Source organism: Achromobacter sp. DH1f, from assembly GCF_000633435.1.
GTDB lineage: Bacteria > Pseudomonadota > Gammaproteobacteria > Burkholderiales > Burkholderiaceae_B > Achromobacter > Achromobacter deleyi.
The window spans coordinates 1-15,969 of sequence record NZ_AYMF01000032.1 but is presented as its reverse complement, the minus strand read 5'-3'; the positions used below and the strand labels follow the sequence as shown (position 1 = coordinate 15,969).

General features: G+C 69.1%; 14 protein-coding genes. 7 read left to right on the top strand and 7 right to left on the bottom strand.

Going from position 1 to position 15,969, the window contains the following annotated elements; all coding sequences use genetic code 11:
* Positions 1-22: 22 nt before the first annotated feature.
* Positions 23-1,591 carry a sulfatase-like hydrolase/transferase gene (locus U858_RS0126050; RefSeq protein WP_025140060.1) on the bottom strand — a complete coding sequence of 523 codons (1,569 nt, stop codon included), beginning with the start codon at positions 1,589-1,591 and terminating at the stop codon, positions 23-25.
* Positions 1,592-1,603: 12 nt separating this feature from the next.
* Positions 1,604-2,566, bottom strand: coding sequence for a Bug family tripartite tricarboxylate transporter substrate binding protein (locus U858_RS0126045; protein ID WP_025140059.1), 963 nt, complete (start codon positions 2,564-2,566; stop codon positions 1,604-1,606).
* A gap of 143 nt (positions 2,567-2,709) precedes the next feature.
* Between U858_RS0126045 and U858_RS0126040 the strand changes: the two genes are divergently transcribed.
* The 6 genes from U858_RS0126040 (at position 2,710) to U858_RS0126015 (ending at position 9,558) form a co-directional block, all read left to right on the top strand.
* On the top strand, positions 2,710-3,231 hold the full coding sequence (locus U858_RS0126040) for a MarR family winged helix-turn-helix transcriptional regulator (RefSeq protein ID WP_025140058.1): 522 nt from the start codon (positions 2,710-2,712) through the stop codon (positions 3,229-3,231).
* A 71-nt stretch (positions 3,232-3,302) separates the two neighbouring features.
* Positions 3,303-5,156, top strand: coding sequence for an ABC transporter ATP-binding protein (locus U858_RS0126035; RefSeq protein ID WP_025140057.1), 1,854 nt, complete (start codon positions 3,303-3,305; stop codon positions 5,154-5,156).
* 143 nt (positions 5,157-5,299) lie between these two features.
* A complete protein-coding gene (locus tag U858_RS0126030) occupies positions 5,300-6,328 on the top strand; it encodes a 2-keto-3-deoxygluconate permease (protein WP_025140056.1) in 1,029 nt (342 codons plus the stop codon).
* Positions 6,325-7,545 (top strand): D-threonate kinase, encoded by a 1,221-nt coding sequence (gene dtnK / locus U858_RS0126025; protein WP_025140055.1) that lies wholly within the window; start codon positions 6,325-6,327, stop codon positions 7,543-7,545. Before U858_RS0126030 ends, dtnK begins: the two co-directional genes overlap by 4 nt.
* Positions 7,542-8,594: a 4-hydroxythreonine-4-phosphate dehydrogenase PdxA gene (gene pdxA / locus U858_RS0126020; RefSeq protein WP_025140054.1), complete on the top strand. Its 1,053-nt coding sequence runs from the start codon at positions 7,542-7,544 to the stop codon at positions 8,592-8,594. The genes dtnK and pdxA overlap by 4 nt, the downstream gene beginning before the upstream one ends.
* A gap of 4 nt (positions 8,595-8,598) precedes the next feature.
* The gene (locus U858_RS0126015) at positions 8,599-9,558 is read left to right on the top strand and encodes a GntR family transcriptional regulator (RefSeq protein ID WP_025140053.1); all 960 of its coding nucleotides are present in this window, start codon (positions 8,599-8,601) and stop codon (positions 9,556-9,558) included.
* Between the two features lie 13 nt (positions 9,559-9,571).
* On the opposite strand, the gene U858_RS0126010 is transcribed toward U858_RS0126015, so the two are convergent.
* The 5 genes from U858_RS0126010 to U858_RS0125990 all read right to left on the bottom strand — a co-directional run bounded on the left by U858_RS0126010 (position 9,572) and on the right by U858_RS0125990 (position 14,634).
* Positions 9,572-11,074, bottom strand: a complete 1,503-nt coding sequence (locus U858_RS0126010; RefSeq protein ID WP_369797728.1) for a class I adenylate-forming enzyme family protein — start codon at positions 11,072-11,074, stop codon at positions 9,572-9,574.
* A gap of 66 nt (positions 11,075-11,140) precedes the next feature.
* The gene (locus U858_RS0126005; protein ID WP_025140051.1) at positions 11,141-11,875 is read right to left on the bottom strand and encodes a CoA-transferase subunit beta; all 735 of its coding nucleotides are present in this window, start codon (positions 11,873-11,875) and stop codon (positions 11,141-11,143) included.
* Entirely contained in the window at positions 11,868-12,698 is an 831-nt protein-coding gene (locus U858_RS0126000) for a CoA transferase subunit A (protein ID WP_025140050.1), read from the bottom strand. The genes U858_RS0126005 and U858_RS0126000 overlap by 8 nt, the downstream gene beginning before the upstream one ends.
* A 53-nt stretch (positions 12,699-12,751) precedes the next feature.
* Positions 12,752-13,474: an enoyl-CoA hydratase/isomerase family protein gene (locus U858_RS0125995; RefSeq protein WP_025140049.1), complete on the bottom strand. Its 723-nt coding sequence runs from the start codon at positions 13,472-13,474 to the stop codon at positions 12,752-12,754.
* Positions 13,471-14,634: a CaiB/BaiF CoA-transferase family protein gene (locus tag U858_RS0125990; RefSeq protein WP_025140048.1), complete on the bottom strand. Its 1,164-nt coding sequence runs from the start codon at positions 14,632-14,634 to the stop codon at positions 13,471-13,473. The genes U858_RS0125995 and U858_RS0125990 overlap by 4 nt, the downstream gene beginning before the upstream one ends.
* 288 nt (positions 14,635-14,922) lie before the next feature.
* Here U858_RS0125990 and U858_RS0125985 point away from each other — a divergent pair, with 288 nt between their 5' ends.
* Positions 14,923-15,888: a tripartite tricarboxylate transporter substrate binding protein gene (locus U858_RS0125985; protein WP_025140047.1), complete on the top strand. Its 966-nt coding sequence runs from the start codon at positions 14,923-14,925 to the stop codon at positions 15,886-15,888.
* Positions 15,889-15,969 lie beyond the last annotated feature (81 nt).

Sequence of the window (15,969 nt, the reverse complement as noted above, 5' to 3'; positions counted from 1 at the left end):
CTGCAGCCTGGCGACAGCCCTTTTACCACTGCCCGAAGAACACCCCGGCGCGCTTGTGCGCGTTGGTGCCGCGTTCGACCGCGTCGTCGGCCATCGTGGTGCGGCGCTTGCCGCGCAGCATCCAGTCCAGCAGGCGCTGGCGCAATTCTGCACGCACCGCGGCATGGGCGCTGCTGGTGCCCAGGTCCTGGAACTCATCGGGGTCCGCGTGCAGGTCGTACAGTTGTTCGGGCTCGTCCAGCCAATGCACGTAGCGCCAGCGGTCGGTGCGCACGGACCAGGCACGCGCGTTCTGCGGCGTCTTGCCGCGCAGCAGCCGCGCCTGGCGAAAGCTGTAATCCAGCTCCGAGAACACGCAGTCGCGCCAGGGCTCGTCGGCCGCGCGGCCGTGCAGCACCGACTGCAAATCGCGCCCTTCCAGGCGGTGCCAGGGCCGCTCCACGTCCAGCGCGCGCAGCACCGTCGGCACCAGATCCACGCTTTCCACCATGTCGGCCAGCGCCTGGCCGCGGGTGGCATCGGCCGCGGCCGACGGGTCCATCACGATGAACGGCACCCGCTGCACGGTGTCGTAGAACAGTTCCTTTTCGCCCAGCCAGTGGTCGCCCAGGAAATCGCCGTGGTCGGCCGTGAACACGATCAGCGTGTTCTGCATCAGCCCGGCGCCTTCCATGTAGTCGAACAGCCGGCCCAGGTGATCGTCCAACTGGCGGATCAGCCCCTGGTAGGCGGGCCGCACCACCCGCACGCATTCGTCGGTCGAGAAGCTGACGCTTTCCTCGTGCTGCCGGTAGGCCGCCACCACGGGATGCGCGTTGGCCAGTTCCTCGCGGTTGCGGCGCACCGGCAGGCATTGGTCCGCCGTGTAGCGCGCGTGGTAAGGCGCTGGCGCCATGTAGGGCCAGTGCGGCTTCACATAGCTCAGGTGCAGCACCCAGGGTTGATCGCCGCGGCGCTTCATGAAGTCCAGCGCCTGGTCGGTCATGTAGGCGGTTTCGGAATGCGGCTCGGCCACGCGCGCCGGCAGGTGCACGTTGCGCATGTTCCAGCCGCTGGCCATACGGCCATGCGCGTCGACCCCGGCGATGACGTAGTCGGTCCAGGGGTCGGGGCTGTCGTAGCCCTGGCTGCGCAGGAAGGCGGGGTAGCCGCTTTCCTTGCCGGGTTCGTGATGGCCGTCGTAGCGGTCCGCTTCGATGAAGCCGCCGCGCGACAGCAGCGCGCCCAGTTCCGAGCCGCCGTCGATGGACAGGCGTTCCATGCCGGCCCGGTCGGGGATGACGTGGGTCTTGCCCGCCAGCACCAGGTCACGCCCCTGGCCGTCCAGGTACTCGCCCAGCGTGATCTCGTTGATGGACAGCGGCACCCGGTTCCAGGTCGCGCCGTGACGCGACGGGTAGCGGCCCGTGTAGTAGCTCATGCGCGACGGCCCGCACACGCCCGAGTTGACGAATGCCCGGTCAAAGCGCGCGCCGCGCGCCGCCAGGGCATCCAGGCTGGGGGTTTTCAGGTAGGGATGGCCATAGCAGCTCAGGTGGTCGGCCCGCAGCTGGTCGGCCATGATGAACAACACATTCTGCACCGTGCTCATCGGGGTCTGCTCCTATTGGGTGGCCGTGAAGCCGGAGGCCCGCACCACCGGCTCCCATTGCTTGCGATAGGCGTCAAGTTCGCCCGTGGTGGCGGCCACATCGGCCGACACGGGTTCCAGGTACGACTCGCGCACCGCCTGCTGCATGGCCGGTTCGCGCATCAGCGCGGCGATATCCGCGCCCAGGCGCTCGGCCTTGGCCGGCGCCATCGACGATGACGCGAAGAACGCATTCCAGCCGTCGGCCGCCAGGTTCACCCCCGCTTCGCGAAAGGTCGGCACGTCGGCCAGGTCGGCGTCGCGCGCGTCGCCCGAGGTCGCCAGGATGCGGATCTTGCCGGCGCGATGCTGCGGCAGCAGCGTGTCCAGCGTGTCGACCGCCTGCGGCAGGATGCCGCCGATCAACTCGGAAATCAGCGGCGCGGAGCCCCGGTAGCCGACCACCTCGGGCTCCTGCCCGATCTCGCGGCCCAGCATCAGTGCAAAGAAATGCGGCAGGCTGCCGGTAGCCGGCACGCCTACCGTGAACTGGCGCGGATGTTCCTGCAGCCACTGGCGCAGTCCCGCCACGTCGCGGATGGACGAGCTGGCCGGCACCGCCAGCGCGAACTTGTAGCGGCTGACCAGCGACACCGGCTTGAAATCACGGCGCGCGTCGTAGCCGGGTTCGGCGTAGACCAGCGGCGCCACCACCATCACCGCGGGATTGGCCAGCATCAGCACGTTCTGGCGGGCGGCCAGGGCATGCAGCCCCTGGGCCGCGATGCGCCCGCCGGCGCCGGTCTTGTTTTCCACCACCACCGTCACGCCCAGGCGGTCTTTCAGGCGGTCGGCCACCAGCCGCGCGATGCGGTCGGAACTGCCGCCAGGCGGGTAGCCCACCACGATGGTCAGGGCGCCGTCCAGCGGCGCGGACTGGGCACAGGCCGGGGCGGCGGCAACCGCCGCAAACGCCGCGAACGCGGCGCCGGATATCCATTTACGCACGGTAATCTCCTTGGCGACAGCGGCTGCGCTGTCGGTTATGGTTCTTGTAGTGTCAACCGGCCCGTAGACAGGCGAGACGACTGTAGCGCCGCGAAGATTGCTTGATCTAATCCAGTACCTGGCATAACGATATGACCCCTCGAGAACCCATCGAACACCCGCTGGCCGAGATGCTGATGTACCGGCTCTATCAGGCCTGGTCGCAATCCAACCCTGTTTTCGTGCGCCTGTGCGAGGGCCGCTTCGGCATCACCCGGCGCGAATGGCGCCTGTTGGCCTGTGCGGTGGAAGGCGGCATCATGACGTCGGCCGAGCTGGCGGCGGCCGCCAAGCTGGATCTGGCGCGCACCTCGCGCACGCTGGGCGCGCTGTGCGAAAAAGGCTGGCTGCGGCGCCTGCCCGACAGCGCCGACCGCCGGGTGGTGCGCATCGAGGCCACCGAACATGGCCTGAACCGCTACCGCGCCCTGCTGCCCGAAGTGCTGCACCTGAACGACCTCCTGGTGCAAGACCTGGACGCCGCCGAAGTGGCGCAACTGCGCGACCTGCTGGCCCGCATCGAGCAACGCGGCCGACGCATGGCGCAAGACAACATCGTGGCCGAGAAGGCCAGCCGGCGCGAAGGCGGAACACGGCGCGCGCAATACACCTGACGGCGCGGGACGCCTTTATTTTTAAGGGGTTTCCCTGATACGCTTGGCCGGCCTCCTCTTACGGACCTGCCATGCCCGGCGACAAACCGAATCCCGTTTTCCGCTACTTCGAGAACCTGATCGACCCGTTCCGCGACGCCCCCGACGTCACGCCGCCGGGGCGGGTCCTGCGGTTCTATGCCTATTACCTGCTTCAGGTCTGGCCCATTTTTGCCGTGCTGCTGCTGGTCGGCCTGGCCGGTGCCCTGGTGGAAGTGGCGCTGTTCAGTTTCCTGGCCGATCTGGTGGACATGGCGCAGCACACGGCGCCGGCCGATTTCTTCCGCGAACACGCCTACACGCTGGCGTGGATGGCGTTCGTGGTGATCGTGCTGCGGCCCCTGTCCATCGGCCTGCACGACCTGCTGTCGCACCAGACCATCTCGCCCAGCCTGACCACGCTGGTGCGCTGGCAGAACCACCGCTACGTGCTGAACCAGGGTTTGGCGTTCTTTCACAACGACTTCGCCGGCCGGGTCGCCAACCGGGTGCTGCAAACCGGCTATTCGCTGCGCGATTCCGCCGTGCAGTCGGTGGACGCCCTGTGGCACGTGATCCTGTACGCGGCCAGCGCGCTGTACCTGTTCGCCGAGGCCGACTGGCGCCTGGTCATCCCGCTGGTGCTGTGGATCGCCATCTACTGCTGCATGCTGGCCTACTTCGTGCCGCGCATGCAGGCGCGCGCCGTGATCGCCTCGGAAGCCCGTTCCAAGCTGATGGGCCGCATCGTCGACGGCTACACCAATATCTCCACGCTCAAGCTGTTCGCCCATACCCGCCAGGAAGAGGACTACGCCCGCCAGGCCATGACCGAGCAGACGGAAAAACAGCGCCTGTCGACCCGCGTCATCACGGCAATGGACGTGTCCATCAACACGCTCAACGGCGTGCTGATCGTCAGCACCGCCGGCCTGGCGCTATGGCTCTGGAGCATCGGCAGCATCAGCCTGGGCGCCATCACGCTGGCCCTGGGCCTGGTGATCCGCATCAACAACATGTCGGCCTGGATCATGTGGGAGGTCAACGGCATTTCGGAAAACGTCGGCATGGTGCAGGACGGCCTGGCGACCATCTCGCAGCCGCGCCAGGTGCTGGACGCGCCCGATGCGCAGCCGCTGCGCATCACCCGGGGAGAGGTGCGCTTTGACGACATGTCGTTCCACTACGGCAGCGGCCGCGAGATCATTTCGCACCTGGACCTGACGGTGCGCGCAGGCGAGAAGATCGGCCTGATCGGCCCGTCCGGCGCCGGCAAGTCCACCCTGGTCAACGTGCTGCTGCGCCTGTATGACCTGGAAGGCGGCCGCATTCTCATCGACGGCCAGGACATCGCCCACGTCACCCAGGCCAGCCTGCGCTCGCAGATCGGCGTGGTCACGCAGGACACCTCGCTGCTGCACCGGTCCATCCGCGACAACCTGCTGTACGGCCGGCCCGGCGCCACCGAAGCCCAGCTGCTGGACGCCATCCGCCGCGCCCGCGCCGACGAATTCATCGGCGCCCTGGTCGACGGCGATGGCCGCCGCGGCCTGGATGCGCATGTCGGCGAACGCGGCGTGAAGCTGTCGGGCGGCCAGCGCCAGCGCATCGCCATTGCCCGCGTGCTGCTCAAGGACGCGCCCATCCTGATCCTGGACGAGGCCACCTCGGCGCTGGATTCCGAGGTCGAAGCCGCCATCCAGGAAAGCCTGGAAACGCTGATGCAGGGCAAGACCGTCATCGCGATCGCGCACCGCCTGTCCACCATCGCCCGCATGGATCGCCTCGTGGTGCTGGACCACGGCAAGATCGTCGAATCCGGCACCCACGCCGGCCTGGTCGCCCAGGGCGGGCTGTACGCACGGCTCTGGAGCCACCAGACGGGCGGCTTCGTGGGGCTGGATTGAGTCTGCCCGGCCGGGGGCCGAACCCCTGGGGATAACCTGTACGTACAACATGTACGTACAGGTGTACACTGTCGGTTTTCAACCCCGACAGACGCGCGTACGAACGTCTGCGCCCCAGAATATCCCTCCTGGAGACTCCGATTGTGACGACCGAATCCACCCGCTCGCCTTTCTTTGGCACGATGCAGAAAATCCCTGGCGGCCTGATGCTGGTGCCGCTGATCCTGGGATCGCTGATCGGCACCTTCGCGCCCGACGCGCTGGCCATCGGCGGCTTCACGACCGCGCTGTTCAAGAACAGCGCCCTGCCCCTGATCGCCCTGTTGATCTTCGCCACCGGCACCCAGGTCAACACCCGCACCGGCGGCCCGATCCTGGCCACCGCCGGCACCATCCTGCTGATGAAGACGCTGGTGCCCGCCACCCTCATCATCATCCTGGGCAGCTACGTGGGCCTGGACGGCGTGCTGGGCATCTCCATCCTGGCGATGCTGGCCGCGTTCGACAACAGCAACGGCGGCCTGTGGCTGGCCTACACCGGCCAGTATGGCGACGCGCGTGATCGCGGCGCCTATGTCGCCAGCGCCATCAACGACGGCCCCTTCTTCAGCCTGCTGTTCCTGGGCGCGTCTGGCCTGGCCGACATTCCGATGATCGCCCTGGTCGCCGCGCTGGTGCCCTTCCTGCTGGGCGTGGTGGTCGGCAACCTGGACCCCAAGTGGCGCGACGTGCTCAAGCCCGTGCCCAACATCGTCATTCCGTTCTTCGCCTTTGCGCTGGGCACCGGCATCAACCTGGGCGCCGTGGTCAGCGGCGGCATCAGCGGCCTGATCCTGGGCCTGCTCATCAGCCCCATCACCGGCGGCCTGGTCTACCTGGGCTATCGCCTGATCCTGCGCCGCGGCGGCAAGAGCGGCCTGGGCTTTGCGGCCGGCACCACCGCCGGCAACGCCATCGCCACGCCCGCCGTGGTGGCCGCGGCCGACCCCAACTTCCAGCAATACGTGTCGACCGCCACCGCGCAGGTCGCCGCCTGCGTGCTGATCAGTTCGATCCTGGCGCCGATCCTCGCCTCGTACTTCCTGAAGCGCGCCGGTGAACTCAAACCCGCGAACGTCGACGACGACGTGCCGGCCCCCAGCCTGCGCGAAGCGCGCGGAGAGGCGTTGTGAAACCCACGATCGCCATCGTCGCCGACGACCTGACCGGTTCGGGCGATACCGCCGTGCAGTTCGTGCGCGCCGGCTGGAACACGCATCTGTCGATCGACGGCGCCGACGCGGCCCTGGCCGGGCCGGCCTCGGACGACGTCGAAGTGCTGGCCGTCACCACGCACAGCCGCGCGCTGCCGGCGGCCGAGGCCGGCAACGTGATCCGCCATAACGTCGAACGGCTGCGTGCCGCGGGCGTGACGCGGCTGTACAAGAAAGTGGATTCCACGCTGCGCGGCGCCTTCAAGGCCGAGATCGACGCGGCCCGCGGCGCCTGGCGCGGCGATGCCATCGCGGTGATCTGCCCGGCGTTTCCCGCCACCGGCCGCACGCTGGAAGACGGCGTGCTCAAGGTCAACGGCAAGCCGGTCACCGAAACGTCTGCCGCCACCGACCCGGTCACCCCCGTCACCGAAAGCCACGTGCCGACGCTGCTGGGTTGCGCCCACCTCGCGGCGCAAGGCGATGAAACGCCCGAATCGTTGGCCGCCCGCATCGAACAGGCCGGCCATACCGTGGTGGTGGATGCGCGCGACGACGCCGACCTGGAACGACTGGCCCGCGCCATCGCCCTGCTGGGCGACCGCGCGCTGCCCGTGGGCGCGGGCGGCCTGGCCGTGCCGCTGGCCCGCGTCTGGGCCGGCGCCGACCAGAGCGCCGCGGTGGTCGTGGTGGTGACCTCGCAACACAGCGCCGCGCGCGCCCAGGCCGCCGCGCTGCAGGCGGCCGGCGCCCACACCTGGGCGCCTGGCCTGGGGGCGCTTGCCGACGACGCCGCCTGGCAGGCCTGGAGCCAACCGCTGCTGGACGCCCACGCCAAGGACGGCGCGCGCGAAGCCGGCACCCTGTTGCTGCTGGCCCCTGAAGGCCAGCGCGACGGGCTCGATTCCGAAACCGTGGCCGAGCGCCTGGGCTCGCTGGCCGCGCAGGCCATCGGCGCCTCGCGCGCCGCGGGCGTGGTGGCCACCGGCGGCGACGGCGCCCGCCAGGTGTTGCTGGCGCTGGGTGCCAGCGGCATCGCCCTGGTGGATGAAGTGATGGGCGGCGTGCCCCTGGGCACGCTGACCGGGGGCACGGCCGCAGGCCTGCCCGTGGTGACCAAGGCCGGCGGCTTTGGCACCGAAGACGTACTGGTTCGCGCCGTCCGCGCGATCCGCGACAGGAGATTTTCGCGATGACACAAACCCCTCCCCGCAATCCGCCGCTGCTGGCTGTGACTCTGGGCGACGTGGCGGGCATCGGGCCCGAGATCACGGCCAAGATGCTGATGGGCCACGACGCACTGCGCCAGAAGGCACGCCTGGTGGTGGTCGGCGACGTGGACGTCATGGCCAACGCCGTGCGCCGCCTGGGCGGTGACCCCGCCATCGTGCGCCGCGTGGAACGCCCCGCGGACGCCACCAACACGCCGGGCACGATCGACGTGCTGCAAGCCGGCCCGTCGCTGGCCGACGTGAAGCTGGGCGAGATCAGCGCCGCGGCCGGAGACGGTTCGGTGCGCTTTGTCACCACCGCCTGCGCGCTGGCGCGGGCCGGCGAGGTCGACGGCATCGTCACCGCGCCGCTGAACAAGGCGGCCATGCACGCCGCCGGCCACAAGTGGCCAGGCCACACCGAGCTGCTGGCCCATGAATTCGGCGTCAAGACCTTCTCGCTGGTGCTGTCGGCCGGCGACCTCTACATCTTCCACGCCACCACACACGTATCGCTGCGCCAGGCCATCGACGACCTGACGCCGGCCCGCATGCGCGCGGTGCTGCGCCTGGCCGGTTCGTTCGCCAAGGCCCTGGGGCGCGGCGACCAGCCCGTGGCCGTCTCCGGCCTGAACCCGCACGCCGGTGAAAACGGCATCTTCGGCAGCGAAGACGCCGACATCCTGGCGCCCGCCGTGGCCGAAGCCAACGCCGCCGGCATCCTGGCCGCCGGCCCGATTCCGGCCGACGCCCTGTTCCCGCAGGCCGTGCGCGGCAAATGGCAGTTCGTGATCGCCTGTTACCACGACCAGGGCCATGCGCCCTTCAAGGCCGTGTATGGCGACGATGGCGTTAACATCACCGTCGGCCTGCCGGTGGTACGCGTGTCCGTGGACCACGGCACCGCGTTCGACATCGCGGGCCAGGGCATTGCCCGCGAAGACAGTCTGATCCTGGCCGCCGAGCGCGCCGCGCATCTGGCCCCGGGCTGGACGCATGTATGGGAAACTGCGCGGGCTCAAACAGGAGGTTGATTCCATGGCGCCCGCCACCGCTGACGATTTGCCCACGCTCGACCGCTCGGGCGACGTGCCGCTGCATGCCCAGATGGCCGCGCTGCTGCGTGGCGACATCCGCACCCGCAAGCTCGATGCCGGCGCCCTGCTGCCCAGCGAGGCCGCGTTGTGCGAGCGCTTTGGCGTGGCGCGCAGCGTGGTGCGGCAAGCCTTGTCGGCGCTGGCGGCCGAAGGCCTGATCCAGCGCGAAGCGGGCCGCCCCGCCGTGGTAGCGGCGCCGCAGGAACATCGCCGGCTGGTGCAGCGGTCCACCGGCCTGTACGAGCAATTCGCCCAGTCCGGCGTGGCGCTCAAGACCCGCGTGCTGGCGTTCGGCGCAGGTGAACCGCCCCAGGCCGTGGCCGATTTCTTCGGCACGGCCGACCTGCTGCTGCTGGAACGGCTGCGCCACGTGGCCGAGGCGCCGCTGGCCTATGTGCGCACCTGGCTGCCCGCCGCCGCCGTGCCCGGCCTGCGCGGACAAGACCTGGCCGATGCTTCGCTGCATGGTGTGCTGACCCAGCGCTTCGGCCTGCGCCCCGGCGCGGGCCGCAACCAGATCCGCGCCGTCGCCGCCGACGCGACCTTGGCCAAGCTGCTGGACACCCAGTCCGGCACGCCGCTGCTGATGCTGGAAGGCCAGGGCATGGACCAGCACGGCCAGCCGCTGGAATGGTTCACCACCTGGCATCGGGCCGAAAAGCTGGTGTTCGACGTGGACGTGAGCGTGGCCCACGAAAGCGTACAGCCACGGTTGCAGGAATGGTCGGCCCGAAGTGGGTCTGTCCATGCAGGGGCCGCCCATGCGCGGGTCGCCCATGCGGGGTCAACCGCCCCGCCGACGCCTGGCGCAACGCCCGACCCGCTGGCCCGCGCCGAAGCCCTGGTAGCCGAGCTTTCCGCCGAACTGGCGCGACTGCGCGCCGATTCCTCGTCGCGCTGACAAGGCCCGCCGTTCAGGCGCCCCCGACCTGCCCCGCCACCTGCCGGGCCAGCGCCTTGCGATCCACCTTGCCCACCGCATTCTCGGGCAGCCGGTCCACCCACCACACGTCCTTGGGCACGTAGATGCGGCCCAACCGCGCCAGCACCTCGGCGCGCACGGCGGCGTCTTGCGGGGCGTCCACGGCCACCGCCCGCTGCACGAAGGCCACCGGCACCTCGCCCAGGTCCTCGTCCGGCGCGCCGACCACGCAGCAGGCGGCCACGCCGGGCATCGCCGTCACCACGCCTTCGATCAGGGCGGGCGAAATATTCTCGCCGCCCCGGATGATCACGTCCTTGATGCGGCCGGTGATGGTGAGGTAGCCCTCGGCATCGAACCGGCCCAGGTCGCCCGTTGCCAGCCGCGCGGGCGCCAACCCGGCCGGCCCGGCTTCCACGCCCAGGTAGCCCAGCATCAGGCTGTCGCCTTCGATGCAGATCTCCCCTTCGCCCCCGGCCGGCGCTTCGCGCCCATCCGGCAGGCGCAGCGTCACGCGCTGGCCCGCCAGCACGGTGCCCACCGTCCCCACGCGGCGCGCATCCGGCGGGTTCATGGTGGACGTGCAGGTGGCTTCCGACAAGCCGTACGACACGATCAGCGGGCACCCCAGGAACGCCTCGATGCGCCGATGCAACGCCTCGGTAATCGGCGCCGAGCCGCAACGCGCGAAACGCAATCCGGCCAGGCTGTCCGGTTCGAACGCCAGGTCCAGCATGCGGGCATACATGGTGGGCACGCCCGTGATGACCGTGGGCCGCCATGTGCGCAGCAAGGCCGGCATGTCCTCGGCCCGAAAGCGCCCGGCCAGGACCACGCAGGCCCCGGCCAGCAAGGGCGCGAACACCTGGTTGTTCAGCGCGTTGGTATGGTGCAGCGGCATCACATGCAGCAAGCGGTCGGCTGGCGTCAGCCCCGTATGCGCCAGCACGCCGCGCGCGTTGTTCATCACGCCGCCGTGGCTGAGCAGCACGCCCTTGGGATGGCCGGTGCTGCCCGAAGTGAACAGCAACAGGCCCGGGTCGCGCGCACCGCGCGGCAGGCGCGGCCAGGCGGAATCGCCACGCGCCAGTTCCCGCGCCGGCAAGCACCGCGCTGGCGCCAGGCCGCAGGCCTGCGCGGTCGCGGCATGGCCGTCATCGAACAGCATCCACGCCAGCCCCACCGCCACCACGCGGCGCGCGGTTTCGGCGTGCGCCAGGCGGGGCTCCAGCGGGCAGGGACAAGCCCCTGCCCCCATCACGCCGAGTATCGCCACCAGTTGGGCGGGCGACCGTTCCATCGCCACCGCGACATAGTCCCCAGGCTGCACGCCTGCGGCCTGCAAGGCCGCGGCAGCCACGCCGACCCGCCGGTGCAGTTCGCCGTAGGTCAGCACATCGTCGGCCGCCAGGATGGCGGGGCGCGTCGCCCAGTCAGGCTGCGCCCACAGGCGCGCGCCGGCTGCCGTCACGGTGGTGTCGGTATCGCTCAGCATCAACGTTCCTTTCAGTAAGGCCTGGCGCCGCCGCCAGCCGCGACGACGGGCGGCGGGCGCCCCGCTTCAGCGCAGCGCCACCGCCGCATCGCGTTCGAATTGGCCGTCGGCATCCAGCTCGCGCAGCGCGCGGGCCTCGGCCTCGGTCGGCGGCGGCGTGGGCTCGGCGCCGGTCGCGTCGAACACGAACCCGGTGCGCTCCCGCACTTCCGACAGGCTGGATTCGGGATGCCACGACTGCAACGCCAGCCGGCCGTCGCGTTTGACGAACACCGCGATCGGCGTCACCACGCCGTGAAATCCCCCCCACGACGTCATGAAGTCCAGCTTCTCCACAAAGGCGCGGCGCGAATGCTCGGTGCGCCAGGTGCAGGCCCGCCGCGCGGTCGGCAGCATCACCGCGCCGCCGCCCCCGCCGGGCAGACGCACCTTGGGTGCATGCCAGTCGCCAATGGATGAATTGTTGGCGCAGCCGGCGCCGTCGATCTGCGCCGCGCCCAGAAACGTCAGGTCCATGCGGCCACGCGTGCACAGGTCGTAGAAATCTTCATTGGCGAAGATCGACGCGGTATGTTCCGCCAGCACCGGATCGGAGCTCGACAGCGGAATGTGCGACGGCCGCGGGTTCACGCCGCCCGCGACGTTGATGTAGACGAAGTCCCAGTCGTAGGCGCGCTTGGCCAGCAGGCAGGCCAGCATCGGCATCGTGGAATTGACGCCGCTGAAGGTGATCTCGTCGGGGCGGATGAAGCGCGCCAGGTTCGTCACCACATACGAAAAACCAGACCATTGCTCAGCCATGTGCCGCTCCCGCTTCAGGCGCCGCGGCCAGGTGGGCCGCCAGGTCGCCCTGCTTGTCCATGTAGGCCTCCACTGCCGGATAATCGATGGCGTAATCCGGCCAACAAGAGCCCGGCCACGCCGAACGCGGCAGCACCGTAAACGCCTGCACCATGAAGTACGGCACCAGCGTGGCCTCGGGCTGCGCCTCGAACACGGCGCTGTCCACGAGCTTTTCGGCCACCACCAGCACACTGCCCGCGGCGCGCGACATGATGCGGTCCCAGTGCGCGGTGCCATGCACGCGCACGTTGCCCAGCGCATCCACCTCAGACGCCTGGATCACCGCGAAGTCCGGCCGCACCGCCGGCACCACCCAGGTCTTCTGGCCGCTGCCGTAGGGGTCGTCCAGGCAGTGCCAGCCATTGAGCTGCGGCAGGTCGCTGCCATGCAGGCCGCCGCAAGGCTGGAACGGCACGCCAAAGGCCGCCGCCCGCAGCCCCGCGGTCAGGCTGGCGCAGGCGTGCTCTTCGAGTTCGACCTCGCCCTGCTCGATCGCCTTGCGATACCACGGCGCCAGGCCGAAATTGCCTTCCATGGCCACGATGCCCGCCCGCACTTTCTTCAGCGCCCCGGCGCGGCACAGGATGTCCACGTCGTAGCCGGGCGACTGCTTGACCAGTTCCAGGTCGCGCCGTCCCTGGCGGATCAGTTCACGCACGAACGCGAACGGCCCGCGGTGCAGGAAGCTGCCGCCCAGGGCAATGGATGCCCCGTTTGGCACCAATGTCGCCAGCTCCGCCAGCGTGCGCTGCTTGTCTTTCTGGTTGAATCCCGAACCCATGCTGTCTCCTCGAATTTTTTATGGTGGCGCCGGGGGGGCTGCTTGCTGGCTCGCTAACGCGCCCGCAGGTAGGCCGCGACCCGCGCCTTCAGGCCCGGCTCGGCCGCGGACCGCACCAACCGGGCCAGGTCGGTGTCGGGCTGCTCGGCCGACAGCGCGGCATACAGTTGCGTGCGGCTGGCAGCGGTAAGCGCCTTGGCCGTGTCTTCGGCCTCGCGCTCGACCTCGGGCCATTCGTCCTGCGCCGCCAGGCGGCTGGCAAAGCCATCGCGCAGCGCCTCGTCGGCGCTGAAGGTGCTGGCCTGCTCCAGGATCGTGCGGGCGCGCTCGGCGCCGACCAGCGCGCCAAAGCGGCGCGTGCCCAGCACCAGCCCGAATTTCAGGCCCGGCATGCGAAAGCTGGCGTCGGGTGCGCTGACGCGCCATTTGCAGGCGCCGAACAGGTCCACGCCCGCGCCGAAGTTGCGCCCGTGCGCCAGGCCCACCGTCAGGCAAGGCGAGGCCGCCACGCGCTGCAGCAAGGTTTCGATGCGCACGAAGCGCAGCAGCAGGTCGCCTTCGCTCTGGCTTTCCCAGTCGCCGAAATCAAAGCCGGCGCTGAAGTTGCGGCCTTCGCCGCGCAGCACGATCACCTGGGCGCCTTGCGCAGCGGCATCGTCCATGGCCGCAATCAACGCCTCGACCAACTCGGCCGACAGGGCATTCATTTTTTCAGGGCGGGCCAGCGTCAGCGCGTGCACTGCACCGCGGGTCTCGATACGCAGCGCCGCGCTCATGCCGCCACCCCTTTCTTGCGCAGCGCGCCCAGCACTTCGTCGTTGTGTTCGCCCAGCGCAGGCGGCGCACGCCGCAGCGCGGTGGTCTGACCGTCAAAGCGCACCGGCAGGCCGAAGGTACGGGTACGCACGCCGTTGGGCAGGTCGACCGGCTGCACCCAGCCCATGTGTTCGACCTGCGGATCGGCCAGCACTTCGGAATAGGTGTTGATGGGCGCGCACGGCACGCCCGCGGCGCGAAAACGCGCCAGCCAGGTGGGGGCATCGTCGGCGGCGAAGAGAACTTCGAGCATGTCGCGCAGGGCATCCTGGTTGCGGGCGCGGGCGCTGGTATCGGTAAAGCGCGGATCGGCCAGCAGGTCTTCGCGACCCACGGTGACGCAGACGCCCTTCCACAAAGCGTTGTTGCCGGCCGCCATGCCGAAGTAGCCGCCCTTGCAGCGAAACGCCTGGTAGGGCGCGTTGCGCGGATGCGCCGAACCCAGCTTGACCGGATCGCGGCCGCTGCCGAAGAACTCGGACGTCTGCAGCGCGGCGATGCCGAGCGTGGCGCCCAGCATCGGCACGTCGATATGGGTGCCCTGGCCGCTGGCCTGGGCGGCGCGCAGCGCAGAGGCAATGGCAAAGGCGCCATACAGGCCGGCCGAGAAATCGGCTACCGGCACGCCGCACTTGACGGGTTCGCCGCCGGCTTCGCCGGTGACGCTCATCAGGCCGCTCATGGCCTGGATGGTCAGGTCGAAGCCGCCTTCCTGCGCGCGCGGGCCAGACTGGCCGTAGGCCGAGATCGAGCAATACACCAGGCGCGGGTTGGCTTCGCGCAGCGCAGCGTAGCCCAGGCCCAGGCGGTCCATGACGCCGGGGCGGTTGTTTTCGATGAGCACGTCGACGCTCAGGGCCAGTTCGCGCGCGAGCGCCAGGTCGGCGGGATCTTTCAGGTTCAGGGTGACGGACCGCTTGTTGCGGTTGAGCGAGGCGAAGTTCTCGCTGTAGCCCTGGCTAAGCGGCGGCCAGCTGCGCAAGGTATCGCCGCCTTCGGGGTTTTCCAGCTTGATCACGTCGGCGCCCATGTCCGCCAGCAGCATGCCGCAGAACGGCCCGGCCGCCACGTTGCAGATCTCAAGCACGGTAATGCCGGCCAATGCCGAGCTAGGAGTCATGTCGACCTCTCGTTATAAAAATTCAATATTTAGGATTGGAAAAAAATTATATAGCGGCACCATGGTGCCTGGCATGCTACCTGGCGTGGCGGCGCGACCGAGTGGCATTTCCTAGAGCAATCCCTAGGTAAGGTGCTTAATTGTTGACCAGCATAGCACCGTGTGGAATTCTTGGTAAACCATTTGTTGAAAATCAAATCCTAATATTCAGGATTCATAAAAGGACCGCGGCGTTTCATCGCGCATCCGCGCCACGCGTGACGGCCCTGCCCCACCAAGGAGACTCGGATGAAACGTTTTTGGCGCATTGCGGCGGCGGCCACGCTGTCGCTGACGGTCGCAGCCCCAGTGCTGGCACAGTCCTGGCCGAACAAGCCCGTACGCATGGTGGTGCCGTTTCCGCCAGGCGGCGCGACCGACGCGGCGGCGCGCATCTATGCGCAGCAGCTAGGCGACTTTCTCGGGCAAAGCGTGGTGGTGGAAAACAAGGCGGGCGCGGGCGGCGAGATCGGGGCGGAATACGTGGCGAAGTCGGCACCCGACGGCTATACGCTGCTGATGGGGGCACTGGGCAGCCATGCGATCCACGCGGCGCTGCCGGACAAGCCAGGCTATGACTTCGGCACGGCGTTCGTGGGGGTGTCGATGGCAACGAGCATGCCGATGGCGTTGGCGGTGAACAGCAAGATTGCGGCGAACAATGTGCAGGAATTGATTGCGTTGGCCAAGCGCCAGCCGGGAACGTTGACGTTCGGGTCGGCGGGGCCGGGGACGTCGCAGCATATGGCGGGCGAGCTGTTCCAGGCGCTGACGGGAACGCGGCTGATGCATGTGCCTTATCGGGGCAGCGGGCCGGCGATTACGGATCTGCTGGGAGGGCAGATCGATATGGTGTTCGAGACGTTGCCGGCGTTGCTGCCGCAGGTGGCCAGCGGGAAGATCCGGCTGCTGGGGGTGACGACGGCGAAGCGGGCGACGGCACTGCCCGAGCTGCCTACGCTGATGGAACAAGGCGTGAAGGGATATTCGGTGGCGACGGCTTATGCGCTGTTGGCGCCGGCGGGGACGCCTGCGGGGATCGTGGAGCGCTTGTCGGCGGGGATGCAGCGAGCGGCTGCGTTGCCTGCGGTGCGGGAGGCGGCGTTGAAGCTGGGGGCGGATGCGGTGGGTAGTACGCCTGCGGATACGGATTTGGTGGTGAGGCAGGAGGTTGCTCGGTGGGGGGAGGTCGTCAGGGTGTCGGGGGGGCGGTAGTTTTTTGTGGGTTTTTGGTGCGCGGGGGGGTGTTGGGTTCTTAAGTCGCGCTTGGCGCCGTCGGCGGGCGTAGGGCGGGGC